Here is a 26,754-nt window from a genome sequence, read left to right on the forward strand (position 1 = left end):
ATTCACCATGACAAAGAAGAGGCGCTCCCCCAGGGGCGTCTTTTCAGGTGAGCGTATACGTGCCTCGCACGCTCCTGATCATCCCGTCACGAGCAAGCTTCACGAGGATGCCCGTAAGCCACTCGCGGTGTTCCTCCACATCCCAATCGATGCACACGTGGGCGCCGATGTCGCTGATGGAAGCGCCGTGACGGTCACGCAGGTACTCCACCACTCTCCCGCGGATGATGCGGTTGGGGACAAACTTTCCCGCGATTTCGCGGCCGGGTTCTTTCGCTTTCCTCACATCCCGCGTGATCTTGATCCTTCCTGTGCTCCTGCAAAGGTTGTTCCTCCCCAGAGGACAACTGCCGCACTTGGGTAACCTCTTCGTGCACACGAGCGAACCGAAGTCCATGAGCGCGGCATGCCATTGGGAAGAGGCTGAGGAAACAGAAGAAGCAGCAGAGGAGTCGGAAGCAAGAAGCAAATCCGAAGCCAGTGCCAGCAAGAGGTGATCCTTCTTTTCGAACGTCCCATCCCTCCTCTCCGGACCGTAAAACACGCGATGGATGATCCTTCTGATATTCGTATCGAGGCAGGGCGTGGGGATGTTAAAGGCGAAGTTGAGGATGGCAGCGGCCGTGTAAGGTCCAATACCGGGGATGCCGGTCAGTTCTTTCATTGTTCTGGGGAAGACGTTTTTCGACTGAACGTTATTCGTTTTTCGTTCGGCTGCTTGTGATCGAGAGACGAGAAATGGTCGAACAACGAGAAACGAATCCATGATCAAACGCGCAGCGTCCCGCAGCCTCAGAGCCCTGGAGTTATAACCTAAGCCTCTCCACGCGAGGATCACCTCACGGTTCGTCGCCTTCGCCAGGTCATGGATCGTCGGGAACTCCCGCAGGAACCGCCGGAAGATGATTTCCACGCGCGGCACTTGCGTCTGCTGCAGCATCACTTCGGAAACCAGGACCATATACGCGCGCTGCGTCTGATCTTTGACCTTCAAATCGCGCCAGGGAAGTGTCCGCTTGTGACGCTTGAACCATCCCCATAGCTGCCGGCAGAATTCGTCCCTGCGGTCCGCACGGTTCATGGTGGGGATCGTAGCAGAATAGCAGCGGCGCATACGTGCCTTCCTCCTGCGCTAGTTCTTGAACTCATTTATTGTTCATACAGTTCAGGCATCCTGCCGCCACTTCCCGCGGAATATGAGAGTGAGACGGAAAGACATCTGGGAAACAACGATTAATTCTTGAATACTTGAATTTGATATCAGCCCTTCGTACTAAGGAATTATCTGAGTAACAGATTTATTTTTACACTCGCTCTTCCCCTCTCAAACAGACTTGCGAACAATTATTTTGATCATAATGGAAACTGAGACTACAATGCCTTCTCCGGCCTTCCTGACGCTTCCACCGCAGACAGGAACGGCTGCAACCTGAACCAAAAGCATGAAGCTCATCCTGCATCTCCTCTGGCAATACACCCGTCGCTATCCCTGGCGATCGGCCGTGGCGCTGGCGCTCACGCTCGTCATCTCCGCGCTGTGGGTCATCGAGCCGCTGTACTCCGCCTTCGCCATCGATGCGCTCCTCAAGATCCGGGAGGGGCAACAGGTGAATATCGCCTCGATCTTCCTCCTCTGGGGCGCCCTCTTCGTTTTCATCTCCGTGGTGCAGTCGCTCCAAAAGCTTGCCTCGTGGGAACTGCAGAACCGCGTCTTCCTGGCGCGGAGGGAGGAGACGTACGAGCACCTGCTCCGGTTGGACATCGTCTACCACACGGGGAAGAAATCCGGCGAGACCATAAAGATCCTGGATGAGGGCGCGGATAACTTCGTGGATTTGCACCGGTTCTTCTTCTCGGAGATCGGGCCTTCCATGCTCTCCTCGCTGGCGTTCTTCGCCATCAGCTTCACCATTCAACCGCTCCTCGCGGGCATCTTGGTGACGGTGATCCTGGGGTACCTGCTCATCGTGGTCTTCGGCGTCAAGAAGACCATGCAGCTGCAGCTGGACATCAACAAGCTGTGGGTGGAGGCCATCGGCCGCGCCTACGACGCCGCCGCCAACGTGTTCTCCGTCAAATCGAACGCGCAGGAGGGGTACGAGATGCGCCTCATGGAACGTTCGGACGGCAAGGCGCACGGCAAGCAGAAGCAGGTGAACCTCCGGTGGGCGCTGGTGGAAGCCATCAATTTCTTCATGCTCGCGCGCCTGCTGCTCATCGGCGTCGGCATCCTGCTCTACGTGCGCAATGCGCTCACGCTGGGCCAGCTCTACTTCTTCCAGTTCTCCTTCTACCGCGTCCTCACGCCCTTCGAGATTTTGGCCAACATGCTGCCGCTGTGGAACCGGGTGGTGGGGAAGGTGCGGCTGTCGCAGGACATCCTGGACACGCCCGTGTCCATCAAGAACGCGGACCATCCGGCGGTGCTGCGGGGCTTGAAGGGGGACATCGGATTCGAGGAAGTGTGCTTCGCGTACGGTGCCGCCGCATCGCACAGGAAACCGGAGGACGTCCGGGAACCGCCGGCGCCGGCGCTCCAGCCTTCCCTCGGATCCGCGGAGGAAGAGGAGACCGCGCGCTCCCCCAACCCCATCGAGAATCTGGTGGAGACGGAAGAGGCGCAGATCCCCGACGGGCACGCGGATGACGCCGAGCAGGAGAAGGAGATCCTCCGCCTGCAGAACCCGCCCCATGGCAGGGAAGTGCTGCACGACATCCTGTTGGATATCCGCGCGGGCGAGCACATCGCCTTCGTGGGCCACTCGGGGGCGGGCAAGACCACCATCGCCATGCTCCTCAACCGCTTCTACGATGTCACACACGGGCGCATCACCGTGGACGGCACCGACCTGCGGCAGCTGGACCTGGGATGGTGGAGGAGCCAGATCGGGCTGGTGCTCCAGGAGAACATCATGTTCAACGATTCCATAGAGGAGAACATCCGCTATTCCCGGCGGGAAGCCACGACGGAGGAGGTGCGGGAGGCGGCCGGGCGCGCGGCGGCCGGGGAGTTCATCGAGAACCTGCCGGAAGGGTACAAGACGCTCATCGGCGAGCGCGGCATCCGCCTCTCCGGCGGCCAGCGCCAGCGCATCGCCATCGCGCGGGCGATCCTCAAGAATCCGAAAATCGTCATCCTGGATGAAGCCACGAGCGCGCTCGATTCCGTGACGGAGCGGAAGGTGCAGGAAGGGATCCGGGAATTGGTGACGGGGCGCACCGCCGTGATCATCGCGCACCGGCTTTCGACGGTGAGGTCCGTCAACCGCATCGCCGTCCTGGATAAGGGAAGACTGGTGGCCGCCGCCCCGCACGAGGAGCTGGTGAAGACGTGCGGCATCTATAGGGAGATGGTGGAACTGCAAAGCCAGGGGATGCTTGCGGAGTAATGGGAAATGCAAAATGAGAAATGTGAAATAATGGGATTGTGTCCTGCGCGACTGGAATCATGCAATTTTGCATTTCCAATTGTGCATTTTGCATTACTCCCATACTTCATTCGCTTCCTCATTCCCCTACTCCACGCTATACTCCCCCGTCCCATGAAGGTCGATTACCACGTCCATCCGAACCTCCCTACGAGGCATCCGGAGAAGAAGCTTGCGAAGCTGTGGCAAGCGGTGGAGCGGCACCGTTTGGACGCCTTCATCTGCGCCGAGCACTCCTTTAAGGATGCGCCCGGGGCGTACCGCGCATTGGTGGCTGCCAAGCCCAAGCACGTGCGGTGCCAGGTGTTCCCCGGCGCGGAACTCGCCACCAGCGACGGGGGCGGGGGCGTTGATGTGGTGGCCTTCGCGAGGGAGGACTGGTACGACGAACACCCGCGCCTCCTGGAACCGTTCTCCATGACGTTGGCGGAAACGGTGCGCACCCTGGAAGCGTCCGGCCTCCGGTGGTTCATCCCCCACCCCACCATCATGGGCACCGCGCTGCGCCGGCAGTTCCCCGGGCAAGGGGAGATGAGGGAATTCCTGGCCTCGGTGCCCGCCTTCGAGGCGCGCAACGGCACGCACCTGCTCATCGAACACCTCTGCACACACCCCCTCGCGCGCCCCTTCCTGCGCGGCGTGCGGGACCGCCTGCGCGCCAGCGCCGAACCGCGGCTGGATCTCTACTTCCGGGAACATGCGTTCCTGGCCGTGGGGAGCGACGCGCACCACCCGCGTGACTTGGGGTACTGCGTGGAATTCCCGGGACGCGCCGCCGGCCGCCGCCACGTCTTCGAGCGCCTCACGCGCAACACCGACATCCAAACCCTCCACCTCCCCGCCTTCTCCTACGCCCTCCCCCGCCTCCTGGCCACGGCGGGCACCGCCTTCCATGAATGGTGCATGCGGAAAGCGGGTCGTTCGGAGACGGTGCAGGAACTGCGGACGATGTGGAAGGCGGAGGCGGAAAGCTGAGAATCTCCTGTTGACGACCATGCCGTTTATTCCGTAGACTGCTTGGGCTTTTGAAGCGTGCGCTTTTCCGCGCCTTTCCTTCCTCCCTCATTTCCCCTCCTCTGTATGGCAGACCAGAAGAAGTTTGACCGCTCGAAGGTCCACGTGAACGTCGGGACCATCGGACACGTCGACCACGGCAAGACGACGCTCACCGCAGCGCTGTCCATCAACTTCTCCCCTGAAGGCGAAAAGAAGACCTACGCCGACATCGACAATGCCCCCGAGGAGAAGGAGCGCGGCATCACCATCAACACTGCGCACGTGGAGTATGAGACGGCCAAGCGCCACTACGCGCACGTCGACTGTCCGGGACACGCCGACTACGTGAAGAACATGATTACGGGCGCCGCCCAGATGGACGGAGCCATCCTCGTGGTCTCCGCCGCCGACGGCCCCATGCCGCAGACCCGCGAGCACATCCTGCTCGCCCGCCAGGTGAACGTGCCGTACATCTTGGTGTTCCTCAACAAGTGCGACATGGTGAAGGATCCCGAGCTCATCGATCTCGTGGAGACGGAAATCCGCGAGCTCCTCACCAAGTACGAATTCCCCGGCGACAAGACGCCCATCATCCGCGGTTCCGCCCTCAAGGCCGTGGAAGGGGACGCCGGCGAGCTGGAGAACATCAAGAAGCTCCTCGATGCCCTGGACACCTACATCCCGGATCCCAAGCGCGAAATCGACAAGCCCCTCCTCATGTCCGTGGAGGACGTGTTCTCCATCAAGGGACGCGGCACCGTGGCTACGGGCCGCATCGATACGGGCAAGGTGAATGTCAACGACGAAGTGGAACTCGTGGGTATCCGCCCCACCCGCAAGACGGTGGTGACGGGCGTGGAGATGTTCCACAAGCTCCTGGACTCCGGCATGGCCGGGGACAACGTCGGCCTGCTCCTCCGCGGCATTGAGCGCGAGGACATCGAGCGCGGCCAGGTGATCGCCAAGCCGGGCTCCATCACCCCCCACACGCAATTCGAAGGGGAGATCTACGTCCTCACGAAGGAGGAAGGCGGCCGCCACACGCCGTTCTTCAAGGGGTACAAGCCCCAGTTCTACATCCGCACCACGGACGTGACGGGCGCGGTGGAACTCCCCGCCAACGTGGAAATGGTGATGCCGGGCGACCACTTGAAGGTGAACGTGGAACTCGGCGCCCCCATCGCATTGGAACAGGGCACACGCTTCGCCATGCGCGAAGGCGGACGCACCGTCGGCTCCGGTGTTGTTACCAAGATCATCAAATAATGTCATGGTCGTTGTAAGGACGTCCCGACCGGACGTCCTTACAACACCCCCCTCCCCCTGCTCTTTCCCCCACAGCTATGAATCCCTCCGCCAAGAAAATGTCCGCCCCCAGGAAGACCCACAAGTCTCCGGCCCCCGCGAAGGGATCCAAAGCTGCTTCGGCGAAGGCCAAGGACGCCGCTGCGGTCAAGGAACCGTCGGTGCACGCCGCCAAGGAGAAAACAACACCCAAGATGTCCCTCATCCGCATCCGCCTCTCCGCCTTCGACCATACGGTGCTCGACGAGGCCGCGCTCAAGATCGTGGAGACCGCGGAACGCAGCGGCGCCATTGTCCACGGCCCCATTCCCCTCCCCACCCGCATCCGCAAGTTCACGGTGAACCGCTCCACGTTCGTCCACAAGGACGCGCGGGACCAGTTCGAAATGCGCATCCACCGGCGCCTGATCGACCTCACGGAAACGACGTTCAAGACGGTGGAGAGCCTGCAGTCGCTCAGCCTCCCCTCGGGCGTGGACATTGAGATTAAAATGGGTTAGTTCGTATACCGTATTACGTATTACGTATTTCGTATACTATTGAAGCAAGGTCCATACGTAATACGTCATACGTGATACGTAATACATTTTATGTTATAATATACACGTGAACAAATACAACCACCTGCTACTGCTCCTGGTTGCCTGTATGGCGGCGTATCTCCTGTATATCACGGGAATACTGGATCTTCTGCACTTCTTCAAAGGATACGGATACATCTCCGTGGTGATCGGCGGAATGCTCTACACGTTCGGATTCACGGCGCCCTTCGGGGCAGTCATCCTGTGGGAAATTTCGCCGGATGTGAACCCCATCACCGCAGCCGTGGTTGCGGGGACGGGCGCGCTCGTCACCGACCTCCTCATTTTCCGCATCATCCGCAAGCCGTTCTTTGAAGAGGAGCTCCGGCGCTTCCGCACGAGCCGGCTGATCCGCGCGATCCACCGCCTGTTCCACCATGAAACCGTTTCCGAACACCTCCGCCTCTACGCAACCTGGCTCTTCGTCGCCTTCGTGATCGCCTCGCCTCTCCCCGACGAATTCGGCGTCTCGCTCATCGGCGGGCTCACCGCCATCAAGGAACGGTCCTTCGCATTCCTCAGCTTCATCTTCAACACGTTGGGCATCCTCGCGCTGCTGCTGCTGGCGAGACTGTAGCCTTCCCCCTTCGTTGACACAAAAGGGAAAGCGGAATAGCTTACGCTCCTTTCCCCTTCACCCCATGGCATCGGCACATATCTTCGTCCGCATTCCGGACGGTCAAGATCCGCAATCGTTCTGTCTAGAGCTCATCGCAAATGGCATCGACATCGTCAGTTCAACGCCAGATCCGACCGTTGCGGAAATCGACTGTCAATGGAATGCGGCTGCTGTGCGCAAACAACTGCAAGAAATCGGTATAGAGACGGTAGATGATCCGCAGACTTCCGAAGAGGAGCGCAACGGGAAGTTATGACTTCTTGAACCGCTCCATCACCTCCTTCTGCCGCTCGATGACCTCTTGACCGGGCTTGTGGACCTGTTCACCGAGCTTCCGGAACTTCCGCTGGTGGTAGGCGAGGGGCGGATTCTCGGGGAAGACGTTCACCGCAAGCACCTCGCCGATGAAGATGGTGCGGTTGCCGGGCTGGAGCTGCTGCAGGAGCTTGCATTCGAATTGGATGGAGGCGCCGTCCACGAGCGGCGGCCGGATGTGCTTGGAAGGGACGAACGTGAAGCCGATCTCCTTGAGGAAATCGATCTTCCGGATCTGCCGCCCCTTGGTATTTCCCGCCAGGCTCGCCAGGACATTCTGGCCTTCCGAGGCCAGGCTGACGCCGAACTCCTTCGTGGCCTGCAGGTTCTCATGGTTCGCGTCGACCAGGTCGATGCACACGGCGATGAGGCCGGGCGTGTAGGAGACGAGATGCGTCCACTCGATGGTGGAAACGTTGGGGCCCAGCGGGCCGTCGGTGGTGACGAGGCCGAGGTTCGTCACGAAGCTGCCAGCTTCGGGAGTGCCAAAAAGGAGATCCATAACACTCGTGATGACGATGTTGATGTGCAATGATGTCGCCTCTTTGCCTTGTCGTATTTCGTATTAAGTATGTCGTATTTCGTATGACACACGTAAAGATACGCGATACGGAATACTCAATACTTCTACTGGATTCACTTCCACCCTTTCACTTTCAAAGCCGCTTTCGCCGCGGCTTGTTCCGCCTTCTGCTTGGAATTCCCCTGCCCTTCCGCGATCTTCTCCTTCTCGATGTACACCGCGCTCGTGAAGAGCTTCTCGTGGTCCGGGCCGATCTCCTCCAGCACCTCGTAGTGCGGCGTGATGCCGCTCTTCTCCTGCGCCATTTCCTGAAAGAGGCTCTTCTCATCCTTGTGCTTCCCCTGCGCCAGGAGCTTCTGGAGATCCTGCAAAATGAACTTCTCGCAGAAGGTGCGCGCCGCCTCGTAGCCGCAGGCCAGGTAGACGGCCCCGATGAGTGCTTCCACGGCATTGGCCAGCGTGGAAGGCTTGTTGCGCCCGTCGCTCGCCTCCTCCCCGCGGCTCATGAAGAGGTACTCCCCAAGCTTGATGCTCTTCGCCACTTCCGCCAGGTGGTCACCCTGTACCAATGCTGAACGCCAGTTGGTCAGCTCGCCCTCCGCGCGCCCCGAAAGGTGGTAGAGGTATTCCGTGGTGGCCATCTCCAGCACCGCATCCCCCAGGAATTCCAGCCTCTCATTGTGCCCGTGCCGGTTGGACTCGCGCACGGCGGAACGGTGCGTGAGGGACTGGAGGAGCAATTCCTTGTCCTTGAAGCGGACACCGATCGTTTTCTCCAGGAGGACGTGGGACTGGGGCATAGGGGAAGTGTAGGGTGAAGTGAGGGGAGGTGGAAGAACAGAAAATGCGGAGGAATGATAAATGAGAAATGCAAAATGCAAAATGCAGTCCGAACTGGTCGTATCGGCGATTTCTGACATGTATCATTTTGCATTTCAAATTTCCAATTTGGTCACTTCCTATGGGCAATCGCATTCAACACCCCATTCACGAACTTCCCCCCTTCGTCGGTCCCGTACTCCTTGGCGATCTCGATGGCCTCGTTCATCACCACGGCGGGCGGGGCATCTTTGGCGAAGAGGATCTCGTAGGCGCCGATGAGCAGGATGCAGCGTGAGATGGGGTCCATGCGCTCCATGGGCCACTGCGGCGCATGCTCCTGGACGGCGGCCTTCACTTCGCTCTCGCGGGATACGACCCCCTCCAGCAACACGCCGGCGAATTCCATATCCGCTTCCCCCAGTTCCTCCGCATTCTTTTGGAGCGCTTCGGGTTCCGGCAACATTCCCGCATGCTTCTCGCGCTCAAAGAGCACTTGCATGACGGCAATGCGCGAAAGGTGTCGGCGGCGAGCCATATTACGCCTTAATACGCGTGATGCCTTCCAACGCCTTCTTCGCCTTGTTCTTCCCGCTTGCGGGGGAACCGAAAGGCGAGTTCTGGCGGTTGCGCAGCCTGCGGACTTCCTGGAGGATGAACACGCTGTGTTGCGTGCGGCCGGCACTCTTTGCCTTGCGCTTCTTTGGGGTGGGACGCTTTGCCATGGACTGGGAGATTATGCGATTTTCTGAGCCTTGTAAAGCGATACTTGACACACTGAGCGTTTTTTTGTTATTTCGTTAGTTTGTTATTTCGTGGAATACGTCTCTTCTTGACCTTCGAAAGAAGGAAGTAACGAATCCACGCATCTCTCAACCTTCAAGAAATGATCATAAACCGCTATAATAACACGATTTGAAGAAAACACTCTTCCTGCTCGGCTTGCTCCTTGCCCCTGCGGCTGCATGGGCTTTGGAGGTGACGCCTCCCGCCGGCGGGATGGGCGGCGGTTTTGCGGGATTAGTCGCCTACATCTGGTTTCATGTAGTCCCCATGTTGCAGGGGGTATTCGTGGCGTTCGCGTTCTTCTTCCTGTTCCTCTACGCCGCCACCATGGTGCTCTTCAGCCACGACGAGAGCGCCATGACGGAGGCCAAGTCGGCCTACACCTACGCCATCGTGGGCATGCTCATCGTGGGGGCTTCGACCCTGATTGCGCAGGCCATCATGCCGGGGTCGGCGGAATTCATCCATGCCGAGCCCCTCACGCCCGTCCTCGACAACATCATCGCCTACGGCAAAGGCGCGGTGGCCGTGGTGCTGGTGGTCAACGTGGTGATACAGGGGTTCCGGCTCGTCATCTCCCACGGGGAACAGGAGTACGTGGACCGCGCGCGCAAGCGCCTCTTCATGAGCTTCGTGGGGACGATCCTCGTGATCCTCGCACAGGCGATCGTGGTGGCCGTCAACCCGGGCATGGGCGCCAACCTCAACTTGCTCAACGAGGAAGCGGTGGGCCTTGCGAATTTCCTCCTGGCATTCATCGGCGCGGGCGTGGTGATCGCCATTATCGTCGCGGGCATCTACCTGGTGGTCTCCGTGGACGAATCCCTCAAGGACCGCGCCAAGGGCATCATCAAGACGAGCATCATCACCCTCATCGTCGTGCTCCTCTCCTACGCGCTCGTCAACACTTTCATCCACATCGCCAGCAACGCCTGACCATGCACCTCCTCTCTTCCCTCCTCGGCTTCCTCCTCCCCCGGGCGCATGCCATTACCGCTGGCGAAATCTACGGGATTATCGGCAGCGTGGGGAGCGCGCTCCCCGGCATGGGGGATTTTCCCGTGAGTGTCAACGGCATCACATCGGAGTACGGCATCGGTTCCATCATGGTCTCCCTCGCGCTCCAGATGCGGCCGTTCCTGGCGTACGCCGCCATCTTCACCATCATGTACGCGGGGTACCGCATGGTGATCGGGCAGGATGACAATGCACGAGAGAAGGCGAAGACCATCCTCACCATGAGCATCGCCGGCCTCATCCTCGCCTACCTCATCGAGCCCATCATCCTGGCGTTCTACGGGGCGACGGGCGAAGTGGCGCTGGGCGGGGGGGCGTGCGAGGGGGTGACGGTGCTCGCCACCACGGTCACGGAATTCATCGATTGGGCGCTCACCATCCTGGCCGTGGCGGCCATGCTCACCATCATCTTCGTGGCGCTCAAGTCCGTCTACACCTACACGAGCGACGAGGGGGTCACACAGCTGCGCAAGACCGTCATCAGCATCGCGTTCGGCATTGCGGTGCTGGTGTTGCGCCTGGCCATTTCCGCAACGCTCACGGGCAACATGCTCTGCGCCCCCGCCGCGCCTTCCGCCGGCATCCTCATCGCCAAGGCGGTGAACATCGTGGCGGCCGTCCTCACGTTCGTCGGCCTCGCCGCCGTGGCCGTGGTGATCTACGCGGGCATCCTGTACCTCACCAGCTTCGGCAACGAAGCGCAGGCCGAGAAGGGCAAGTCGCTCCTCATCCGCTCGCTCATCGGCCTCGTGGTGATCCTCCTCAGCTACGGGTTGGTGGTGTTCGTGATCGGCGCGGTGGGAGGAACGTAAATCCTCTACCGGTTCACCCATGCCTTCGCCTGGTACTCCTCCACGGCGCGTTGGGACGTGAAGGTCCCCATGAGGCCTATGGCGCGCTTCATACGCCGGATCCACCGCTCGCGCCCGGGGTATTCGTACTCGGGGATCACTTCGTACTGGATCTGGGTATACAGGTCTTCGGCATCGGTCTTGCGCGTGTCGTCGGTCCCCACGGCCTCCGCCAGCGGCCCGATGCGCCAACCCGCCTCGGGGTCCATTTCGTATCCCTCCGCCCACCACCCGTCGAGCGTGGAAAGGTTGAGGGCGCCGTTGAGGCACGCCTTCATGCCGGAGGTGCCCGACGCCTCGTGGAGGCGTGTGGGCGTGTTGAGCCACACGTCCGCCCCCGCGACGAGGAGCTTGGCGAGGTCCGGGTTGTAGTTGGGGAGGTACGCGATGTCCACGGCCCCCTTGAGCTGGCGCGACCGCTCGATGATGTGGCGGATGACGTCCTGCGAGAAGGGATCGTGCGGGTGAGCGTTGCCCGCGTGGATGATCTGGAGCTTGCCCTGCGCCACCTCCCGCAGACGCTCGAGGTTCTCGTACAGGAGCTCCGGCCGTTTGTAGGGGACGATGCGCCGTGCGCTCACGATGGTCAGACGGTCCTCGCGGAATCCGCCGCCGCCCTGCGCGTTCACCGCTTGGATGAGGCGCCGCTTGGCCGCCTGGTGCGCCGACCACAGTTCCTGATCCGGTACTTCCCTGCAATGCGCGGCAAGGAGGGCGGGATGCCCGCGCCACCCCGGGATGCGCGCGTCGAAGAGCGCCTGGATCTCCGGCCCCGCCCACTCCGCGTGGTGCACGCCGTTGGTGATGTAGTCCACGTCGGGATTCCCCAAGAGCTTGCGCGAGACCGAGGCGTGGATGCGCGAGACGCCCAGCGTCTTGTGGCTGAGGTGCATGGCCAGCTTCGTCATGGAGAGCGCATCCTCACCCGCGAGCAGCTTGATGTGCCACGGGAGCTGGTCCCCCGCGATGCGCCACGCCAGGTCGTAGGGGAAGACGTCGTGCCCCGCCTGCACGGGCGTATGCGTGGTGAAGGTGCAGGAACGCCGGACCGCGTCGTCCTTGAAATCGCGTTCGCGCAGCAGTTCCAGCGTGAGAAAGGCGCAGTGCCCTTCGTTGAGGTGGAAGTTATCCACCGTCGCATATCCCAGCGCCCGCAGCATCTTCACCCCGCCGATCCCCAGCACGATCTCCTGCTTGATGCGCATCGCCTGGTCTCCCCCATAGAGCCCCTTGGTGATGTCCCGTTCCACAGCACCGTTCTGCGGAAGGTTGGTATCCAGGAAGTAGATGGGGACAACGCCGTGCCTGCCCTTGAGGAGGAGCTCCCAACATCCCACCAGGACGTCCTTCCCCTCAACCTTCACCGTGACGGTTTCCGGCCGCTTCTTCAATTTTGCCGCGGGATCCCAGGACACTTCACCGTACTTTTGCGTGCCATCGGCATGGAGTTCCTGGTGCAGGTACCCGTATCGCCAGCAGCCCGTCACACATGCGGCGCTCACGCCCGTATCCGCGCAGGAACGCATCAAATCGGCCGCCAGTACGCCCAATCCCCCCGCGAACGTGGGAATACCGCTCTCGAGGCCGATTTCCATGGTGAAGTACGCGACGGAGAGCTTGGAGGGCATGGGGTGGATATTTATTGTTATTATAACACATTTCTTAGTAACTTACCACACCTGAAAGCGCCTGCAATCGGCTATGGATGCGATCGAGCACTGCGGGAAGACCGCACCGCACATCCGCATTCTTCACGCGGACAACTGTGAAACCACGCTCCCGTAAGTATGCATCTCTTCCGGCATCGTGCTCCCGCTGTTCCCTGGATTCATGGATGCCTCCATCCACTTCCACGATGAGACGATGTGCCCTGCACAGAAAATCCGCGATGTAGGGGCCGATGTTCACCTGCCGGCAGAACTTCTCTCCCCGTGATCGCCTTCCGCGCAAAACATTCCAGAGGATGCTCTCTTCTTCCGTCATATTCCGGCGCAGCCGCTTGTTGAAGAGCATCTTGTGCTTCCTGTAGAGTTTATCGCGTATGTCGTCTTTCATAGGATGGGAGACTGTAGCACCGTTGAAGGCCTCCATCCATACACGGGCTTATTCTTCGTAGTTCGTGTTTTGACTTCACGTCCCTTTTTTTGTGTGCTGTTTTTTTTGACCTCATCCCCTGCCCTTCTCCTCTGCGGAGGAGAAGGGAGCTGTATGTTATTTGTGTGTTTCCAATCAAACAAACAACAAACAACTACAATTCCCCTCTCCTTTGCGAAGGAGAGGGGTTGGGGGTGAGGTCAACAAAACACAAACAAACAAGAACACATGAACTTTATACATACAACCGAAAGGGCGAAACTTTATAATGTTTGACTTCCTCTGCGACGCGGTGACGGAGGGGTGGAAGACCGTGGAGCGGGAGTGATCCTGCTGCTAAGCTCTCCCCATGACTTCCCTCAACCCCCTCATCTTCCGCGCTTACGACATCCGCGGAAAGGCCGGCACGGACATCACGCCGGAAGGGGCGCGCCTCATCGGCCAAGCGTTCGGCACCGTCCTGCGGGAGAAGTACCAGAAGGACCGTCCGGACGTCGTGATCGGCTGGGACGCGCGGACGCACAGTCCGGAGATCGCGGAAGGGGCCATTGCGGGGCTGATGGCGGCGGGATGCCATGTGCTCGTGATGGGCAGCACCCCCAGCCCCCTCAACTACTTCACCATCGTCCGCATGGGGCTCGATGGCGGCGTCCAGATCACCGCGAGCCACAACCCCAAGGAGGATAACGGCCTCAAGCTGCAAATCCGTGATGCGGAAGCCTACAGCGGGGAAGACCTGCAGGATTTGCGGGAGAGGATCGCGGGGGGGACGTTCACGGAGGGGACGGGATCGCGGGAGGAGATCGACGCCGCAACGCCCTACCTGGACCATCTTGCAGAGGTCTTCAAGGGGAGCGCTGAGGGGCTCTCCGTGGTGGTGGACACCGGCAACGGTGTGGCGGGACCCGTGTACGCGGAAGCCTTGAAGCGGGCGGGCGCCGACGTGGAGGGACTCTACCTGGAACCCGACGGTACGTTCCCCCACCATGCCGCGGACCCCAGCAAGCGCGAGACGCTCGCGGACCTGCAGAAGACGGTGGCGGAGAAGAAGGCGGCGATCGGACTGGCATTCGACGGGGACGGCGACCGCATCGGCATCGTGGACGAGCGGGGCGAGATCCGCAGTTGCGATGAGACGCTGCTCCTGCTGGCGCGGGAGGAACTCCGGCGCGTGCCGGGCGCCGCGGTCATCTTCACGGTGAGCATGTCCTCCGCGCTGGAGACGGAGATCACCAAGTGGAGCGGCAAGCCCGTGATGGTGGCGGTGGGGCATTCCGTGGTGGAGCACGCCATGCGCGAGCACAAGGCCCCCCTGGGCGGCGAGCAATCCGGCCACTTCTTCCTGGAGGAGCTGGCGCACGGCTACGACGACGCGCTGGTCGCGGGCTTGCAGGTGCTCAAGATCCTCAAGGCGTCGGGGAAGCCGTTCTCCGCCCTCCTCGCGGCGTTCCCCAAGGTCTACCTCGCCCCGGAGCGCCGGCCGCATTGCCCGGACGAGGCGAAGTTCGGGGTGGTGGCGACTGTGGTGGAACGGTTCCGCAAGGACTATCCGGTGGTGACGCTGGACGGCGCGCGCATCGACTTCGGCGAGGGCGCATGGGCGAACATCCGCGCCAGCAACACCAGCCCCAGGCTTTCGGTGTGCATGGAAGCGCGAACGACGGAGAAGCTGAAGGAGGTGGAGAAGATTGTCATGGGTGAGATGAAGAAGTATCCGGAGATCAGGTGGTAGGTTGTAGGTGGTAGGCAGTAGGTGGTACCAAAATGGTGCCATTGCTCAATTGTTCGTAAACGGATGTACTACAACCTACTCCCTACCACCGATGATCTTTGGGGTTCTTTACCTCCCCAACCCCCCAATTTGATGCTAGCATTCCCTCCGATGTGGCCTTTCCGACGCCGTAAAAAGCAAGAGGAGGAAAAGAACAAGAAAGGGCACCTCGCCCGGCGGGTGATCGTAGGGCTCGTGATCGGCGGGGCGATCAGCTCCATCATCGGGGCGAAGTTGCTGGAAAAGAAGGAGAAGGAGGAAGAGGATGATGAAAAGGAAAAATGACCAACAAGCAAGTATCAAGATTCAAACAAGCACCAAGTGCCAAGAAACACATTGTTCCTTGTGTCTTCATGCTTGAAACTTCTTTGATACTTGATTCTGGAGACGTGGTCTTTCCCCTACTCATCCAACTCCCCCACCAAGCTCCGTTCCATCAATTCCCTCAACCGCAGCGGCGTCCTCGCCTGCGTGAGCGCCCACATCAGTTTGACCGTGGCGCACTCGAAGCTCATGTTCTTGCCGGAGATCACCCCCAGCTCCTCCAGCGTGAGCTGCTTGCGGAAGCGGTGAAGGTCGATGGCTCCGCGCAACGTCTGCGAGACAATGACCACGGGGATGCCTGCGCTCTTCACCTCCCGCAGCCAGGGAAAAAGCCTCTCCGGCAGCATGCCCGGACCGTACGCCCGCAGGACGATGCCGCCGGGTTTGGCGACGATCGCCGCCGCCAGATAGGCATCGGTGATGCCGGGAGTGAGGGTGAGGATGACCACGTTGCCGTCGAACGAGGGGCGAGCGAGGAGAGTGCGCTTACGCCGCACCTGCCGCCAGGGATGGAGGCGTATCCCCGTGCCGAATTCCGCGAGCGCAGGGAAGCGCGGGCTGTCGAACGTCTGCAGGAGCGAATCCTCCACCTTCTTGGCGCGCGTGCCGCGAAGGACCTTGGGCCCCAGCGCGACGCACACCTCCGCCAGGTCCAGCTGCGCCGCGCGGATGGCGAAGATGAGGTTCATGCGCCCGTCCCCCGCGAGCTCGTTGAGGGGCAGCAACGCGCCCGTGAGAATAACGGGCTTACTGAGGTTCTGGAGCGCGAAGCTGAGTGCGGCCGCCGTGTAGGACATGGTGTTGGTGCCATGGATGACCACGAATCCGTCGAACTGATGGTAGAGCGCCTTGATCTTCTCCGCGATCTCCACCCAGTGGTCCGGTGTCACCTCGGACGACCCCACGTTGCTCAGCGAGTAGAAGTGTAGCGACACTTCCCGCTGCATCTCCGGTATGGAGCGGTGGATCATCCCCAGGGACTCCATGGGCTCGATGCGCCCGGTCTTCTGGTTCATCACCATGCCTATGGATCCGCCGACGTAGAGGATGGCGATCTTTGCTCTGGGCATGGCTGTAGGGTACAGGATGCTTCACAGTGACAACAACCGAACACAAACATCCCCCTCTCCCGCTGGGAGAGGGGCTAGGGGAGAGGGAAACAAAAAAAACCCCGCACCGTCCTGATCTCCAGAGGTTGGTCCGAAGACCAGGATGGTGCGGGGTGTCGCACACTCTGAGGCCCGAAGGCCATCAAAAAGTGAGCAGTTTGCAGTGCGACTTTCACTGCATACTCCCTACCCTTCGCACAATGGGGAGTGTGCGGCTCGTGTGTATGTGTGTAGTTGCCCTTTGCCGGGCAGGCCTCCCGTTGCCCCGGGAGAAGGGTTTGTGTGTTTGTGTACCTTCTGCTGCTCCGATGGGAGAGAGAAGAGTTAGAGAGAGATCCCTCAGTGAGGGAGCCTCTCGTGCGCGGTAGTCGTGTTGCCGCGCTTGCTCCGCATCATCCCGAGCGGAGCAAGGGATGTTGCGGGGGCAGAGGCAGGGAGGGTGGAAGGGTGAGGGTTATGAGCGCTTTCGTGCGTCTGCGAGCGCATCACCCCTTCACTCTCCCTGCCTAAAGGGTAGGCGAGTTTTCAAAGAGCAAATCCGATAATTGTAGCATGTTTAAGCGAGAAAGACAAGTATCCTTGCCATGCCTGGATTGCAGTGTTATCGCCTTCCTGTAGCATTTACGGTATGCCTCGTCCTTCCACTCCGCACAGGCACAAACACCCCCCCCGCGGCAAATTGGTCCTCATTATCGGGCCGAGCGGTGTGGGGAAGAGCGTCATTCTCCAGCAGCTCCGCGCGCAGCATCCGGAACTGGTGTTCCCCAAATCCGCCACCACGCGGGAGAAGCGCAAAGGCGAGGGAAACGACCTCTACCGGTTCCTCACGGAGGAGGAGTTTGACCGCTCGCTGGAACAGGGCGCCTTCATCGAATGGGCGCGGGTCCACGGCGGCGCGCGCTACGGAACGTTGAAGGAGGAGATCATCCCCGCCATCGAGCAGGGGAAAACGGTGGTGCGCGAGGTGGACGTGCAGGGGTTCCAGAGCATCCGCATGAATCCCCTCTTCACCGGCGACAGGGCGCCCTACCGCTTGGTCTCGGTGTTCATTCTCCCCGAGGACCGCGAACGCTTGATCAAGCGCATCAAAGACCGCGCACCCATGGCGGAAGACGAACTCGCCCGCCGCCTCGCCAGCATGGACCACGAACTGAGCCTCGCCCCCCTCTGCGATATCCAAGTGTTGAACAGGGAGGGGAAGTTGGAAGAAACCCTGAGAGACGTAGAGGAGGCGCTGTCGAAGTGATGGTGGAGATGAGGGGACTTGAACCCCTGACCTTCTGCATGCCATGCAGACGCTCTAGCCAGCTGAGCTACATCCCCACGATGGTGCGCCCGGCAGGATTTGAACCTACGACTTCCAGATCCGCAATCTGGCGTTCTATCCAGGCTGAACTACGGGCGCACGAGAGTGAAGAAAATGAACAATAGAACCCGTAACAGGGTATCAGCCTGGAAGGCTGCCTGTCCCGCCGAAGCCCGAACGGAGTGAGGGCGAAGGGGGAAACTACGGGCGCACGGGAGAAGGGAAAAGACCAACGAGAAGGAACGATCCGGGGAAACTACTTGTCCACCGTAGCTCCGAGCGGAATGAGGAGCGAAGGTGGACGGGCGCACGGGAGAAAAGAGCGGCGTTCGCTGCAGACAGCGTACCATTGCCCCTTTCCCGAAACAAACAAGAAATCGCTCTTCCTTCCTCTGTTTCTTCGGTTTCCTCGGTTTCTTCGGTCTCCTCCGTTATACTCTTCCCATGCACGTCACCCTCCTCCTCGGCAGCAAGTCGGACATGGAAACGGCGGATAAAGTCGCCGCAGTCCTCCGGGAATTCGACATTCCTTCGGAGACCGTGGTGGCCTCCGCGCACAAAGTGCCGGAAAAGGTGGTGGAGTTGGTGCGGAATTTGAACGAGGACCCCGAGCCGCGCGTGATCATCACGGTGGTGGGGATGAGCAACGGCCTTGCCGGTGTGGTGGCCGGAAGCTCCGTGCACCCGGTGATCAACTGCCCGCCCTTCAAGAACCTGGAGGAGTACATGGTGGATTTGAACTCCAGCCTCCGCATGCCTTCGGACGTCCCCGTGATGACGGTGCTGCACCCCAAGAACGCCGCCCTTGCCGCCGTGAGGATTTTTGCGGAGAGGAACAGCGACCTGCGCGAGAAGCTGGTGAAGAGGATCGCGAAGATCAAAGCATCGTATTAAGTATTGCGTATTGCGTATATCGTATCTTTACACTCCACGCCTCTTTGAATACGTCATACGAAATACGTACTGCGAGATACGACTATGGTACTATGCACTCCATGACCGATCCGATCACGCTGGACATGCTCCGGGCAAAATTGAAGGAGTGGAAAGGCTGTGAGCTGCATACGACCGCCAATCCGGTGCTCGGCGAAGGGAACCCCAAGGCCCGCGTGATGTTCATCGGGGAGGCGCCGGGGCAGAGGGAGGACGAACTGGGCAGGCCGTTCGTGGGAGCGGCGGGACAGTTCTTGGACGAACTCTTGGGGACGATCGGGCTTGAGCGCTCGGACGTGTACATCACGAACGTGGTCAAGTACCGCCCGCCCGCCAACCGCGACCCCACGCCGGAAGAGAAAGAGCAGTGCATGCCCTGGCTCATGCTGGAGATCGCCGTCATCAAGCCGCGGGTCGTGGTACCGCTCGGCCGCCATGCGCTGGGCCACTTCTTCACCAAGCTGAGCATCACCACCGCGCACGGCAAGCCCCAGACCCTCACCGATACGGTGACCGCTTTCCCCATCTTCCATCCGGCCGCCGCCCTCCACAACGGCAACCTGCGCCAATCCCTGTACGATGACTTCAAGGCGCTGGGCGCGTTCCTCAAGAAGGAGAAGATTTCCTGACCCATGCATAGCGGCGTAGCGGCATCGCCCTCCCCGCTTTAACTTCTTCCGCACCTTACTCTGAAGCTCTCTCACTGCGAAGCCGTATGAACTCACTCGTCTTCGGCATCATCGTCTCGGCCCTCCTCTCCACCACCTCCCTCCTCGTGGTGGTCTTTCGCGTGAGTCCCCTCACCTCCCCCGTGCAGGCGCTCACCGCTTTCTTCGCCGCACTCTTCCTCTCCGTGAGCTCCGTGGGCGCCCTGCTCTTCCTCGCCCTCTGGCGCCTGATCCCCCTCCACACCTGGGACGGCGGCAAAGTGCTGGGGATTTCCGTACGGCAGGGCATTTTGCTCGCGCTAGGGACCGTTGCCCTTGTGGGCTTCCACATACTGGGCGTCCTCACGTGGTGGATTGCGGTGATCATCTACCTGGTGTTCGTATTGGTGGAAGTGGCTTTGAATGCATAAGGAGGAAGCCGAGGAAACCAAAGAAACCAAGGAAACCGAGGGGCGAATACTGAAACACACTTCGGTTTCTTCGGTTTCCTCGGTTTCGTCGGTTTCTTATCTCCAAACCTCCATCAACGTGCAATACGCCCACAACAGCGCTATCCTTCCCGTATGACCTCTTCCCCCACCTTCGACAACCTGAAGGCAGCCATTGCCAACGCCTCTTCCCTCGCCGAGCTCGAACGCGTGGAGCAGGAGCTCTACTCGCGCAAGCACGGCGCCATCACGCAAGCCATGAAGCGCCTGGGGACGCTCTCCCCGGAGGAGCGCGCAAAGGAAGGCAAGGCGCTCAACGCCGTTAAGCAGGATTTCACGCGGCTGCTGGAGGAACGGAAGGGGGCGCTGGGCGCCGCCGCGCTGGGGTCGCTGGCGGAGACGGACGGGATTGACGTGACCTTGACGTTGCCGGAGCGCGAGCACGGACACCTGCACCTGATCCCCGAATTCATCCGGCAGGTGGAGGAAGTGTTCGGCCGCATGGGGTTCGAGGTGGCGGAGGGGCCGGAAGTGGAGACCGAGGACAACAACTTCAACCTGTTGAACGTCCCGGAAACGCACCCCGCGCGCGACGCGCAGGATACCTTTTGGATCGCGGAGGATTCCCTTCCTGCCCACCGTAGTCCCGCAACGCGGGACGAAGGCGAGCCGCCGGGAGGCCGGTACGTTCTGCGGACCCATACTTCCCCCGTGCAGGTGCGCTACATGCAGGACCACAAGCCCCCGCTGCGCATCATTTGCCCGGGCAAGGTGTACCGCAAGGATGCCGACGCCACACACTCCCCCATGTTCCACCAGTTCGAGGGGCTGATGATCGGCAAGGACGTGTCGCTCGCCAACATGAAGGCCGTGATGGTCACCGCCATACGCGAATTGATCTCCCCCAAAGCGGAGTTCCGGTTCCGCACGGGCTTCTTCCCCTTCGTGGAGCCGGGGCTGGAAGTGGACATGAAGTGGCAGGGGGAAGAAGGCCAAAGCCGCGAGGGCAAGTGGCTGGAGATTGTGGGTTGCGGACTGGTGCACCCCAACGTGCTCCGGAACTGCGGCATAGACCCTAAAGAGTGGCAGGGCTTCGCCTTCGGCTTCGGCATCGAACGGATGATCATGATCAAACACCAGATACCGGATATCCGCGCGCTCTATAACGGAGACTTGAGGTTCTTGCGACAGTTCTAAAAAACCGCCTGTCCGTATGGGCAGGCGGCTTCCCTTGGTCAGCGGAGATGGTTTTCCTTGATCTCCTCTTTCTTGGCCTCCCGAATGATCCGATCTCCTTCTTTCATCTGACCGGTATTTCGGAAGTGGAGATTTCCTTTTCGATCTCGTACCAGCACCGGCTTGTCATTCTGTTCAGGCTTGCCCATAGATTTCTCCCACGTCCAAAGACAGTAAAGAACCAAGGTAACCAGCGCATGCTGACATTATCAATCTATACTAATTTTATGTATTGTCAATATCACTTCTTCATCCAACTCTCCGGTTCCGTAACGAATTCGTGGACCATCCGCGATTCCTCGTCCGTGATCCTCCCGTCGCCCATCGCCACATGCAGGAGCGTGGAAATGGTGGTGAGGGGGTGGAAGGAGACGTTCTCGCACAGGGCGTTCTCACGCGCGGCCAGGAACTCGTAGCTGAAGATGGAGACGATATCGGAAACCGTCCCTTGTCCCTCGTTGCGCAGCGCCTCCACCGTAGAGAGGGAGGATCCGCCCGTGGAGATGAGGTCCTCGATCACCACGATGTGCTTGCCCGGTTTCATATCCCCCTCGATCCGCTTCTTGGCGCCGTGGTCCTTGGCCTTGGCGCGCACGTACACGAAAGGCAGCTTCATCCTGTCCGCCACGAGCGCCGCCCAGCCGATGGCGGCGGTAGCCGTGCCGGCAATGACGTCCGCGGGGACGTGCAGCCCCTTCACGCGGGAAGCGAGCGACTGCACGATGTAATCCCGCGCGTCCGGATGACTGTAGATCATCCGATTGTCGCAGTAGATGGGACTCTTGATGCCGCTCGCCCAGGTGAACGGTTCCCGGGGGCGGAGCTTGACGGCTCCGATGGAGAGCAGGAACTGCGCGATGCGTTCACCGTAGGGCATGGATACGCGGGAGGAGTGATTGGAGAATAGCGCCTCTCCCGGGAGGAAACAAACGAGAGGCTCAGGAAAGGGATTTCTCCGCAGGCACGTCACACATTTCAAGAATTTCATCCATGGCGCGCCGTAATTCCCGACTTGCCGCCCCGGGGGGAAGATAATCCAGCATGGGCTCCAGTGCGCCGCACTCGCTCCGTACGTCGTGCCTCTTCATCGTGCAGAGAGCATCCCTCAAGACCGTCCCATGATGGCCGTTGCTGGTGACAAATCCGAATATCGCCGCGTACTCATCATGCATACGGGAACTGAGGAACGTCTCCAACGTTCCCCGCATCACCTGTGCGTTGTCTTCGCTGCCAAGGACCTTCCCCACATCCTCCAAGAACGAACGTCCGAAGGAAACGTACGTGGGGTCGCTCGTAATCGCGTAATAATCGGCAGTATCAATCGTCCCTTTCTGCAGCATGAAGCACTATTCTACTCCTCTCTGTTTCCCATGCAGGGAAACCGTTGCCCTTCTCACTTTTCCTTATAGGGAAGCCATAAAGTCATTGCTTCCGCCGCTTGTTCTTTGACCAATCCCCTCCCCCGATTGCCCTATCCGCAGTCACCATCGGCTGATGGCGGAACAGACGCGCTCCGCGCTCGCAGCCCATGGTCCGGAAGTGCAACTGGCGGCGCGGCAGGAGGGCGAAAATGCTCTATGATGTCCCCATGGTGCCTCCCGCGTTCGAACCCCTCCTTCGCCCCTTCGGGGACTTCGGAGGGCAGGCGCAGCTCCGGCAACTCGTCTCCGCCTTCCTGGAGGAGAATGCGAAGGTGAACCTCTCCGCGTTCCGCACGGAGGAGCAATGCTGGATAGGGAACGTGTTGGATTCGCTCGCGGCGCTGGAATTGCCGCAGGTGACCGAGGCGAAGACCATCCTCGATCTCGGGACCGGCGGCGGCTTCCCCCTCCTCCCCCTCGCCATCACGCTCCCCGGTACGCAGTGCACGGGTCTCGATTCCGTGCAGAAGAAAACGGATGCCGTGGGGCGCATCGCGGCTTCCCTCGACCTGCCCAACGTCCGTCTCGTGACCGGACGCGCGGAGGAATTCGGACGGAACACGGAATATCGCGAGCAGTTCGATGTGGTCACCTCCCGCGCCGTGGCGGAACTTAACGTGCTCCTGGAGTTCGCGGCGCCGTTCGTGAAGCCCCAAGGACACATCGTCCTGTGGAAGAGCGTGACCATCGAGCGGGAACTGCAGGATTCGCTCCTTGCGCGGGCGGAACTCTCCACGCATTTGATCAAACAGCACGTGTACGACCTGGGGGAGACATGGGGCAAACGGCAGTTGCTGGTGTTCCAAAAGACGGCACCCCTGAGCGGAAAGTACCCGAGGGAGGTGGGCGTGCCGGGGAAGAAGCCCTTGGAGTGAGGAAACCGAAGAAGCCGATGAAACCGAGGAAACCAAGGGGTACACTGAGCTTCTCTTCGGATTCTTCGGATTCCTCGGTTTCTTCGGACTCCTCTCCCATGCCCAAGCCCTACACCCCCAACGACAAGTGGAGCCAGAAAGCGGCGGCCGAAGGCTTCCGTGCCCGCTCCGTCTACAAGCTCATGGAGCTGGACCGGCGCTTCACGCTCCTCGCCCCCGGCATGACCGTGCTGGACCTGGGCGCCGCGCCGGGGAGCTGGCTGCAGTACGCCTCCCGCCAGGTGGGGGAAGGCGGGAAGGTGATCGGGGTGGACCTGCAGGCGATTGAGGAAGTGGCGCCCAACGTCTCCGTGCACCGCTTCGACATCACGAACGACAAGAAATTGGAGGAGATGCTGGAGGAAGAGGAGACGGGTTTCGTGGACCTGGTGCTCTCCGACATCGCACCCAATACCAGCGGCGTGAAGGACATCGACCAGTGGCGTTCCGTGGAACTGGCCCACACCGTGCTGGCCGTGGCGGTGCGGCACCTGAAGAAGGGGGGTTTCTGCGTGATCAAGGTGTTCCGCGGCGGGGATTTCGACGAACTGCTGCGCGATATGAAAGTCACCGGGCACTGGCGCGACATCCGCGTCTCTAAAGTCCAGGCAAGCCGCGACAGGAGCAGGGAGGTCTACCTCGTGATGAGGAAAGCATAGTATTGCACCTAATAAACGAAGATACGCGATACGCAATACGCGCCCTCCTGTGAAGTTCCTTGTAGCAGCTTTTTCCGCTACATTCTCTCCCGATGCTTTCGCTGCAGCAAGTGACGGTGCGCCACGGGAAGAATACGGTCCTTTCGGACCTCTCGTTCTCCATCGAGCCCGGGGAGTTCGTGTGCATCGTGGGCGACGGCGGTTCGGGGAAAACCTCGCTCCTCTCCCTCTTCATCGGCGCGGAGAACCCCTCGGCCGGCACGGTGGAAGTGGACGGCGTGGACCTGCGCGTCATTCCCCCGCCCGCCATGCAGCTCTACCGCCGCCGGGTGGGCATGGTCTTCCAGGACCGCAAGCTCCTCCCCCACCGCACGGTGGCGGAGAACGTGGCGTTCCCGTTGGAAGCGGGAGAAATGAACGACCGCACCATCCGCAAGCGCGTCCCCGCCGTGCTCACCTACCTCGGTCTGGAGGGGAAGGCGCGCGCGTTCCCGCAGGAGCTCTCCGCGGGAGAACAGGCGCGCGTCGCGCTGGCGCGCGCCATCATCCACAAGCCCGCCATCCTCCTGGCCGATGAGCCTCTCGCGGACCTGGACCCGGTGCAGGCGAAACTGGTCCTCAAGGTCCTGCGCGACCTACACACGCTCGGCTCCACGGTGGTCCTGGCCACGCACGATGCCGCACTCGCCGCTGCGCTCAAAGCGCGCACCATCACCCTCAAGGACGGCCGCGCGTTCGACAGCGCGCGGAGGCAGGATCCCCCGGCCCAAGCTTCCGCCCCCGCGGAACCCACGACGGAAGAGGAAGTGACAAAGGCGCAGCGGAAGGCCGTCTCCCGGATCCACCCGGAGCCCGGCCGCAGGGTGAAGATCACGTCGATAGGGGCGCTGTGATGTCTTCCCTCTACCCCAGCCCTTCCCCCAAAGGGGGAAGGGTGTGTTTCTGTTTGTGGTTGTGCGTTTTAGGTGCATCTTTCGGTAAGAACAAACAATACACATTCCCCTCCCCCCGTGGGGGAGGGGCTAGGGGAGAGGGGAAAAACCCGCTACACTCTTCCCATGAAGAAGCCCCCCCAGCTCTCATATAAGGAGGCCGGCGTGGACATCGACGCCGCCAATGCGACGAAGAAGGAGATGGCAAATGCGATGCAGAGTGACGACCCCCGCGTGATGAACAAGGTGGGGGCTTTCGCCTCGCTCTTCGAAGCGTCCTTCCCCGGCTACAAGCATCCCGTCCTCGTCTTCAAGACGGAAGAGCCGGGGAGCAAGCAGCTCCTCTCCATTAAGCACGGGAAGGTGCGGGAAATCTGCGAGGACATGCTCCACCATCTCTTCAACGACATCGCGGTGATGGGCGCCGTCCCTCTCACGGTGCAGGACCTCATCGTCTGCGGAAAAATGGAACGCGATGTGGTGTCCACCATGGTGAAGTCCATGGCGGAGATCTGCCGCAAGAACGGGTGCACCCTTACGGGCGGCGAGACCTCGGAGCAGCCGGGGACCCTGGCGGCGGGAACGTACGTGCTCGGTTCCAGCGTGGTGGGGATCGTGGAGAAGAGCGGGATCATCGACGGGTCCAAGATCAAGAAAGGCGACCGGGTGATCGCCGTTGCTTCCAACGGCCTCCACACCAACGGCTACTCGCTGGTACGCAGACTGATGGAGGAGAAACCGGAGATCGTGAAGGAGACCATCAACGACGGCGCCACGTCGGTCGCGACCGACCGTGGCGGCGAGAGCTTCCTGGACGCCATCCTCAAGCCGCACACCAATTACCTTCCGGGCATCCGCGACCTGTTCGACCTCCCCGAGCTCCACGGCATGGCGCACATCACGGGCGGGGGGATCGCGGAGAACCTCGACCGCGTGCTCCCCGCGGACCTCGACGCCGCCTTCGACCTCTCCGCCCTCCGCATCCTTCCCATTTTCCGCGTGATCCGCGAAGCGGGGAACGTGTCCGATGCCGACATGCTCCGCACCTTCAACATGGGGGCGGGACTCGTGATGGTCGCCGACCCCAAGAGCGCACAACTGATCCGCAGCCATTTGGACGGGAAGGGGCTGGAAAGCGCCGTGATTGGGGAGATTGTGGACGGGAAGAAGAACGTACGTTTCACCGGGAACCTCGTCTGGTGAAGGAGCGGGACGCGTCGCTGTTATTGAATACTATTTTTATACATATTTCTTGCCTTTCCTCCCTCACCGTTCCATTCTGCTCCGTCCCTATGGGAACCGCGATCCAACTCAACGTCCCCCTCCCCAACGCGCCGGGCAACCTGGCCGCCCTCAGCGACCTGCTGCGCACGGCGGAAGTGAACATCAACGCCATCAGCCTGTCCGAAGGAAAAGTGTCGAGCATGGCGCACCTCATCGTGGATGACCCCGAAACGGCCAAGATGACGCTGCAGCCGCAGTACAAGGTGACCGTCACGCCGGTGCTCTCCTTCCGCATGAAGAACAAGCCCGGCGCCATCGCCCTCATTGCGCGCGCGTGCGCGGCGGCCAAGCTCACCATTCGCACCATCTACGCCACGGCGTACGGCAAGGAGGCGGCGGTGTACGTGGCGGTGGATGACATCGTCAAGGCGCAGGAGCTGCTGAAGACGTGGCAGAAGAGCTTCGGCAACATACTGGCGAGGAAGTGACGGGGAA

General features: G+C 60.7%; 30 protein-coding genes and 2 tRNA genes. 20 read left to right on the plus strand and 12 right to left on the minus strand.

Annotated features, from left to right (window positions below; translation table 11 throughout):
* Positions 1 to 43 precede the first annotated feature (43 nt).
* Positions 44 to 1,081 carry a hypothetical protein gene (locus tag WC698_03180; protein MFA6039240.1) on the minus strand — a complete coding sequence of 346 codons (1,038 nt, stop codon included), beginning with the start codon at positions 1,079 to 1,081 and terminating at the stop codon, positions 44 to 46.
* Positions 1,082 to 1,442: 361 nt separating this feature from the next.
* Between WC698_03180 and WC698_03185 the strand changes: the two genes are divergently transcribed.
* The 6 genes from WC698_03185 to WC698_03210 all read left to right on the plus strand — a co-directional run bounded on the left by WC698_03185 (position 1,443) and on the right by WC698_03210 (position 7,185).
* The gene (locus WC698_03185) at positions 1,443 to 3,389 is read left to right on the plus strand and encodes an ABC transporter ATP-binding protein (protein ID MFA6039241.1); all 1,947 of its coding nucleotides are present in this window, start codon (positions 1,443 to 1,445) and stop codon (positions 3,387 to 3,389) included.
* A 153-nt stretch (positions 3,390 to 3,542) separates the two neighbouring features.
* Positions 3,543 to 4,403 (plus strand): hypothetical protein, encoded by an 861-nt coding sequence (locus WC698_03190; protein MFA6039242.1) that lies wholly within the window; start codon positions 3,543 to 3,545, stop codon positions 4,401 to 4,403.
* A gap of 105 nt (positions 4,404 to 4,508) precedes the next feature.
* On the plus strand, positions 4,509 to 5,690 hold the full coding sequence (gene tuf, locus WC698_03195) for an elongation factor Tu (protein ID MFA6039243.1): 1,182 nt from the start codon (positions 4,509 to 4,511) through the stop codon (positions 5,688 to 5,690).
* Positions 5,691 to 5,923: 233 nt separating this feature from the next.
* Complete coding sequence (rpsJ, locus tag WC698_03200; GenBank protein MFA6039244.1) at positions 5,924 to 6,229, plus strand: 30S ribosomal protein S10; 306 nt, start codon at positions 5,924 to 5,926, stop codon at positions 6,227 to 6,229.
* A 106-nt stretch (positions 6,230 to 6,335) separates the two neighbouring features.
* The gene (locus tag WC698_03205) at positions 6,336 to 6,887 is read left to right on the plus strand and encodes a hypothetical protein (GenBank protein ID MFA6039245.1); all 552 of its coding nucleotides are present in this window, start codon (positions 6,336 to 6,338) and stop codon (positions 6,885 to 6,887) included.
* Between the two features lie 64 nt (positions 6,888 to 6,951).
* Positions 6,952 to 7,185, plus strand: coding sequence for a hypothetical protein (locus WC698_03210; GenBank protein MFA6039246.1), 234 nt, complete (start codon positions 6,952 to 6,954; stop codon positions 7,183 to 7,185).
* Here the strand turns inward: WC698_03210 and WC698_03215 are convergent.
* The 4 genes from WC698_03215 to WC698_03230 all read right to left on the minus strand — a co-directional run bounded on the left by WC698_03215 (position 7,180) and on the right by WC698_03230 (position 9,311).
* Positions 7,180 to 7,746 (minus strand): flavin reductase family protein, encoded by a 567-nt coding sequence (locus WC698_03215; GenBank protein ID MFA6039247.1) that lies wholly within the window; start codon positions 7,744 to 7,746, stop codon positions 7,180 to 7,182. The two genes, WC698_03210 and WC698_03215, sit on opposite strands and share 6 nt — an antisense overlap.
* Positions 7,747 to 7,880: 134 nt before the next feature.
* Positions 7,881 to 8,567: a ribonuclease III gene (gene rnc / locus WC698_03220; protein MFA6039248.1), complete on the minus strand. Its 687-nt coding sequence runs from the start codon at positions 8,565 to 8,567 to the stop codon at positions 7,881 to 7,883.
* Between the two features lie 152 nt (positions 8,568 to 8,719).
* Entirely contained in the window at positions 8,720 to 9,124 is a 405-nt protein-coding gene (nusB, locus tag WC698_03225; GenBank protein ID MFA6039249.1) for a transcription antitermination factor NusB, read from the minus strand.
* Position 9,125: 1 nt separating this feature from the next.
* Entirely contained in the window at positions 9,126 to 9,311 is a 186-nt protein-coding gene (locus WC698_03230; protein MFA6039250.1) for a hypothetical protein, read from the minus strand.
* A gap of 190 nt (positions 9,312 to 9,501) precedes the next feature.
* Here WC698_03230 and WC698_03235 point away from each other — a divergent pair, with 190 nt between their 5' ends.
* Positions 9,502 to 10,308 carry a hypothetical protein gene (locus WC698_03235; protein MFA6039251.1) on the plus strand — a complete coding sequence of 269 codons (807 nt, stop codon included), beginning with the start codon at positions 9,502 to 9,504 and terminating at the stop codon, positions 10,306 to 10,308.
* A gap of 2 nt (positions 10,309 to 10,310) precedes the next feature.
* Positions 10,311 to 11,201, plus strand: coding sequence for a hypothetical protein (locus WC698_03240; GenBank protein MFA6039252.1), 891 nt, complete (start codon positions 10,311 to 10,313; stop codon positions 11,199 to 11,201).
* A gap of 5 nt (positions 11,202 to 11,206) precedes the next feature.
* Here WC698_03240 and glgP read toward each other — a convergent pair whose 3' ends face one another.
* A complete protein-coding gene (glgP, locus tag WC698_03245; protein MFA6039253.1) occupies positions 11,207 to 12,868 on the minus strand; it encodes an alpha-glucan family phosphorylase in 1,662 nt (553 codons plus the stop codon).
* A 34-nt stretch (positions 12,869 to 12,902) separates the two neighbouring features.
* Complete coding sequence (locus WC698_03250) at positions 12,903 to 13,295, minus strand: DUF559 domain-containing protein (GenBank protein MFA6039254.1); 393 nt, start codon at positions 13,293 to 13,295, stop codon at positions 12,903 to 12,905.
* Between the two features lie 388 nt (positions 13,296 to 13,683).
* Between WC698_03250 and WC698_03255 the strand changes: the two genes are divergently transcribed.
* Together WC698_03255 and WC698_03260 are read left to right on the plus strand one after the other, a co-directional pair.
* Complete coding sequence (locus tag WC698_03255; protein MFA6039255.1) at positions 13,684 to 15,066, plus strand: phosphomannomutase/phosphoglucomutase; 1,383 nt, start codon at positions 13,684 to 13,686, stop codon at positions 15,064 to 15,066.
* 150 nt (positions 15,067 to 15,216) lie between these two features.
* On the plus strand, positions 15,217 to 15,390 hold the full coding sequence (locus WC698_03260; GenBank protein MFA6039256.1) for a hypothetical protein: 174 nt from the start codon (positions 15,217 to 15,219) through the stop codon (positions 15,388 to 15,390).
* A 116-nt stretch (positions 15,391 to 15,506) separates the two neighbouring features.
* Here WC698_03260 and WC698_03265 read toward each other — a convergent pair whose 3' ends face one another.
* On the minus strand, positions 15,507 to 16,499 hold the full coding sequence (locus WC698_03265; protein ID MFA6039257.1) for an asparaginase: 993 nt from the start codon (positions 16,497 to 16,499) through the stop codon (positions 15,507 to 15,509).
* Positions 16,500 to 17,166: 667 nt separating this feature from the next.
* Here WC698_03265 and WC698_03270 point away from each other — a divergent pair.
* Positions 17,167 to 17,784, plus strand: coding sequence for a hypothetical protein (locus WC698_03270; GenBank protein ID MFA6039258.1), 618 nt, complete (start codon positions 17,167 to 17,169; stop codon positions 17,782 to 17,784).
* On the opposite strand, the gene WC698_03275 is transcribed toward WC698_03270, so the two are convergent.
* Together WC698_03275 and WC698_03280 are read right to left on the minus strand one after the other, a co-directional pair.
* A tRNA-Ala gene (locus WC698_03275) sits at positions 17,785 to 17,861 on the minus strand.
* 4 nt (positions 17,862 to 17,865) lie between these two features.
* Positions 17,866 to 17,943, minus strand: a tRNA-Arg gene (locus tag WC698_03280).
* Between the two features lie 345 nt (positions 17,944 to 18,288).
* Here WC698_03280 and WC698_03285 point away from each other — a divergent pair.
* The 4 genes from WC698_03285 to pheS all read left to right on the plus strand — a co-directional run bounded on the left by WC698_03285 (position 18,289) and on the right by pheS (position 21,070).
* Positions 18,289 to 18,738 carry an AIR carboxylase family protein gene (locus WC698_03285; GenBank protein MFA6039259.1) on the plus strand — a complete coding sequence of 150 codons (450 nt, stop codon included), beginning with the start codon at positions 18,289 to 18,291 and terminating at the stop codon, positions 18,736 to 18,738.
* 101 nt (positions 18,739 to 18,839) lie between these two features.
* A complete protein-coding gene (locus WC698_03290; GenBank protein ID MFA6039260.1) occupies positions 18,840 to 19,406 on the plus strand; it encodes a uracil-DNA glycosylase in 567 nt (188 codons plus the stop codon).
* Positions 19,407 to 19,492: 86 nt separating this feature from the next.
* Entirely contained in the window at positions 19,493 to 19,855 is a 363-nt protein-coding gene (locus tag WC698_03295) for a hypothetical protein (GenBank protein ID MFA6039261.1), read from the plus strand.
* A 153-nt stretch (positions 19,856 to 20,008) separates the two neighbouring features.
* Positions 20,009 to 21,070, plus strand: a complete 1,062-nt coding sequence (gene pheS, locus WC698_03300) for a phenylalanine--tRNA ligase subunit alpha (protein MFA6039262.1) — start codon at positions 20,009 to 20,011, stop codon at positions 21,068 to 21,070.
* Between the two features lie 280 nt (positions 21,071 to 21,350).
* Here pheS and pyrE read toward each other — a convergent pair whose 3' ends face one another.
* Together pyrE and WC698_03310 are read right to left on the minus strand one after the other, a co-directional pair.
* Positions 21,351 to 21,986, minus strand: coding sequence for an orotate phosphoribosyltransferase (pyrE, locus tag WC698_03305; protein MFA6039263.1), 636 nt, complete (start codon positions 21,984 to 21,986; stop codon positions 21,351 to 21,353).
* 61 nt (positions 21,987 to 22,047) lie between these two features.
* The gene (locus WC698_03310) at positions 22,048 to 22,449 is read right to left on the minus strand and encodes a hypothetical protein (GenBank protein ID MFA6039264.1); all 402 of its coding nucleotides are present in this window, start codon (positions 22,447 to 22,449) and stop codon (positions 22,048 to 22,050) included.
* A 248-nt stretch (positions 22,450 to 22,697) separates the two neighbouring features.
* On the opposite strand from WC698_03310, the gene rsmG reads away from it, so the two are divergent.
* From rsmG to WC698_03335, 5 genes are all read left to right on the plus strand, one after another.
* Positions 22,698 to 23,405, plus strand: a complete 708-nt coding sequence (gene rsmG / locus WC698_03315) for a 16S rRNA (guanine(527)-N(7))-methyltransferase RsmG (protein MFA6039265.1) — start codon at positions 22,698 to 22,700, stop codon at positions 23,403 to 23,405.
* Positions 23,406 to 23,503: 98 nt separating this feature from the next.
* Positions 23,504 to 24,103, plus strand: a complete 600-nt coding sequence (locus WC698_03320; protein MFA6039266.1) for an RlmE family RNA methyltransferase — start codon at positions 23,504 to 23,506, stop codon at positions 24,101 to 24,103.
* A 92-nt stretch (positions 24,104 to 24,195) separates the two neighbouring features.
* Positions 24,196 to 24,996 (plus strand): ATP-binding cassette domain-containing protein, encoded by an 801-nt coding sequence (locus WC698_03325; GenBank protein MFA6039267.1) that lies wholly within the window; start codon positions 24,196 to 24,198, stop codon positions 24,994 to 24,996.
* Between the two features lie 165 nt (positions 24,997 to 25,161).
* Positions 25,162 to 26,238, plus strand: coding sequence for a phosphoribosylformylglycinamidine cyclo-ligase (gene purM, locus WC698_03330; protein ID MFA6039268.1), 1,077 nt, complete (start codon positions 25,162 to 25,164; stop codon positions 26,236 to 26,238).
* Positions 26,239 to 26,327: 89 nt separating this feature from the next.
* A complete protein-coding gene (locus WC698_03335; protein ID MFA6039269.1) occupies positions 26,328 to 26,747 on the plus strand; it encodes a hypothetical protein in 420 nt (139 codons plus the stop codon).
* The last annotated feature ends 7 nt before the right edge of the window (positions 26,748 to 26,754 follow it).

This window comes from Candidatus Peribacteraceae bacterium, assembly GCA_041661065.1.
GTDB lineage: Bacteria > Patescibacteriota > Gracilibacteria > Peribacterales > Peribacteraceae > CAIKAD01.

Excerpts from the sequence above, each read along its gene's own strand:
- nusB (MFA6039249.1), bottom strand. The coding sequence starts at position 9,124 with ATGGCTCGCCGCCGACACCTTTCGCGCATTGCCGTCATGCAAGTGCTC.
- WC698_03320 (MFA6039266.1), top strand. The coding sequence starts at position 23,504 with ATGCCCAAGCCCTACACCCCCAACGACAAGTGGAGCCAGAAAGCGGCG.
- tuf (MFA6039243.1), top strand. The coding sequence starts at position 4,509 with ATGGCAGACCAGAAGAAGTTTGACCGCTCGAAGGTCCACGTGAACGTC.
- WC698_03185 (MFA6039241.1), top strand. The coding sequence starts at position 1,443 with ATGAAGCTCATCCTGCATCTCCTCTGGCAATACACCCGTCGCTATCCC.
- WC698_03290 (MFA6039260.1), top strand. The coding sequence starts at position 18,840 with ATGACCGATCCGATCACGCTGGACATGCTCCGGGCAAAATTGAAGGAG.
- WC698_03215 (MFA6039247.1), bottom strand. The coding sequence starts at position 7,746 with ATGGATCTCCTTTTTGGCACTCCCGAAGCTGGCAGCTTCGTGACGAAC.
- WC698_03260 (MFA6039256.1), top strand. The coding sequence starts at position 15,217 with ATGTGGCCTTTCCGACGCCGTAAAAAGCAAGAGGAGGAAAAGAACAAG.
- WC698_03240 (MFA6039252.1), top strand. The coding sequence starts at position 10,311 with ATGCACCTCCTCTCTTCCCTCCTCGGCTTCCTCCTCCCCCGGGCGCAT.
- WC698_03210 (MFA6039246.1), top strand. The coding sequence starts at position 6,952 with ATGGCATCGGCACATATCTTCGTCCGCATTCCGGACGGTCAAGATCCG.
- WC698_03255 (MFA6039255.1), top strand. The coding sequence starts at position 13,684 with ATGACTTCCCTCAACCCCCTCATCTTCCGCGCTTACGACATCCGCGGA.
- WC698_03325 (MFA6039267.1), top strand. The coding sequence starts at position 24,196 with ATGCTTTCGCTGCAGCAAGTGACGGTGCGCCACGGGAAGAATACGGTC.
- purM (MFA6039268.1), top strand. The coding sequence starts at position 25,162 with ATGAAGAAGCCCCCCCAGCTCTCATATAAGGAGGCCGGCGTGGACATC.
- WC698_03250 (MFA6039254.1), bottom strand. The coding sequence starts at position 13,295 with ATGAAAGACGACATACGCGATAAACTCTACAGGAAGCACAAGATGCTC.
- WC698_03230 (MFA6039250.1), bottom strand. The coding sequence starts at position 9,311 with ATGGCAAAGCGTCCCACCCCAAAGAAGCGCAAGGCAAAGAGTGCCGGC.
- WC698_03335 (MFA6039269.1), top strand. The coding sequence starts at position 26,328 with ATGGGAACCGCGATCCAACTCAACGTCCCCCTCCCCAACGCGCCGGGC.
- pyrE (MFA6039263.1), bottom strand. The coding sequence starts at position 21,986 with ATGCCCTACGGTGAACGCATCGCGCAGTTCCTGCTCTCCATCGGAGCC.
- rsmG (MFA6039265.1), top strand. The coding sequence starts at position 22,698 with ATGGTGCCTCCCGCGTTCGAACCCCTCCTTCGCCCCTTCGGGGACTTC.
- pheS (MFA6039262.1), top strand. The coding sequence starts at position 20,009 with ATGACCTCTTCCCCCACCTTCGACAACCTGAAGGCAGCCATTGCCAAC.
- rpsJ (MFA6039244.1), top strand. The coding sequence starts at position 5,924 with ATGTCCCTCATCCGCATCCGCCTCTCCGCCTTCGACCATACGGTGCTC.
- WC698_03270 (MFA6039258.1), top strand. The coding sequence starts at position 17,167 with ATGCCTCGTCCTTCCACTCCGCACAGGCACAAACACCCCCCCCGCGGC.
- WC698_03285 (MFA6039259.1), top strand. The coding sequence starts at position 18,289 with ATGCACGTCACCCTCCTCCTCGGCAGCAAGTCGGACATGGAAACGGCG.
- WC698_03295 (MFA6039261.1), top strand. The coding sequence starts at position 19,493 with ATGAACTCACTCGTCTTCGGCATCATCGTCTCGGCCCTCCTCTCCACC.
- WC698_03310 (MFA6039264.1), bottom strand. The coding sequence starts at position 22,449 with ATGCTGCAGAAAGGGACGATTGATACTGCCGATTATTACGCGATTACG.
- WC698_03190 (MFA6039242.1), top strand. The coding sequence starts at position 3,543 with ATGAAGGTCGATTACCACGTCCATCCGAACCTCCCTACGAGGCATCCG.
- rnc (MFA6039248.1), bottom strand. The coding sequence starts at position 8,567 with ATGCCCCAGTCCCACGTCCTCCTGGAGAAAACGATCGGTGTCCGCTTC.
- glgP (MFA6039253.1), bottom strand. The coding sequence starts at position 12,868 with ATGCCCTCCAAGCTCTCCGTCGCGTACTTCACCATGGAAATCGGCCTC.
- WC698_03265 (MFA6039257.1), bottom strand. The coding sequence starts at position 16,499 with ATGCCCAGAGCAAAGATCGCCATCCTCTACGTCGGCGGATCCATAGGC.
- WC698_03180 (MFA6039240.1), bottom strand. The coding sequence starts at position 1,081 with ATGAACCGTGCGGACCGCAGGGACGAATTCTGCCGGCAGCTATGGGGA.